The 1,082-nt window shown below is 65.6% G+C and carries 1 protein-coding gene; it reads right to left on the bottom strand.

The window, feature by feature from the left end; translation table 11 throughout:
- On the bottom strand, positions 1-1,082 hold a 1,082-nt coding region (locus ACFFF6_RS19905; protein WP_376983267.1), incomplete at both ends, for a type 2 periplasmic-binding domain-containing protein.

Below are 1,082 nucleotides of genomic sequence, written 5' to 3' on the forward strand. Positions count from 1 at the left end.
GAGTATCCGTAGGCGATGCCGAACTTCGGGCCATCGGTCGCGTCGCCGAGCTTCTGATACTGCTCCGGCGTGTTCGCGAACATCCCCGCATCCAGGTTGCCCTTGATGAACTGCTGCTGCAGCCAGACGATCCCTTCGCGGAACGCCGGGTCCTCATGGATCCACTCGATCGTCTCACCGCTGCGACGCACCCACAGCTCCGGCATCTCCAGGAACGACCCCAGGAAGAACTGCACCAGATTCAACATCGTCTCCGCCGACGCCGTCGCCAGCACCGACCCCTCCGGCTTCCCGCTGAAGCCCCGGAACTCGTCCATCAGCACATCGAACTCATCCAGAGTCTCCGGCGCCGTGGCCCCCACCCCCTCCAGCCACCGCGAGTTGATCCACGTCCGCACGTTCGCGGCCTTGCAGTGATAGCAGTCATTCATCGACGGCACCGCATACAGCTTCCCATCCGGAGACGAGTACTGCTTCCGCATGTCCGGGAACGCACCGAACATGTCCACGATGTGCGGCGCGTTCTCATCGATCAGCTTGTCCAGCGGGATGAACATCCCCTGCTGCCCATAGATGCTGATCTCCGACAGATTGAAGATCCCCTGCCCCACCATCAGCGCGTCCGGCAGGTCCCCACCCGCTACGATCGCGTTCACCTTCGTCTTCCCGTCCTCCCCCGCGGGCACCGTCACGTACGACGCCTTCACCCCGGTCTTCTCCTCCACCAGACCGGAGTAGTAGTTCGTGGCCATGTCCATGTCCGGATCCACCTGCGACAGGATCGTGAACTCCGTCTCGCCATCACCGAACGGCTCGAGCTCCCGCGCCTTCGGACCGACATACCCCTCCGGGTACAGCACCCCCTCGACCTCCGGCGGCAGCTCGACCTTCAACGCCGCCGACCCCGGCACATAGTCATCCCCACCCGTGACCCCCTCATCCCCGCCGTCCTCGCCTCCGCAGCCGGCCAGCACCAGCGGCCCACCGACCGCGACCGCGCCCACCAGCGCAGACCGCCCCAGGAACGACCGCCGCCCCACACCCGAGGACAACGACACCAACCCCGACCCCGCCTCGCAGCT

Origin of the sequence: Brachybacterium hainanense, from assembly GCF_042434575.1 — a bacterium.
Lineage (GTDB): Bacteria > Actinomycetota > Actinomycetes > Actinomycetales > Dermabacteraceae > Brachybacterium > Brachybacterium hainanense.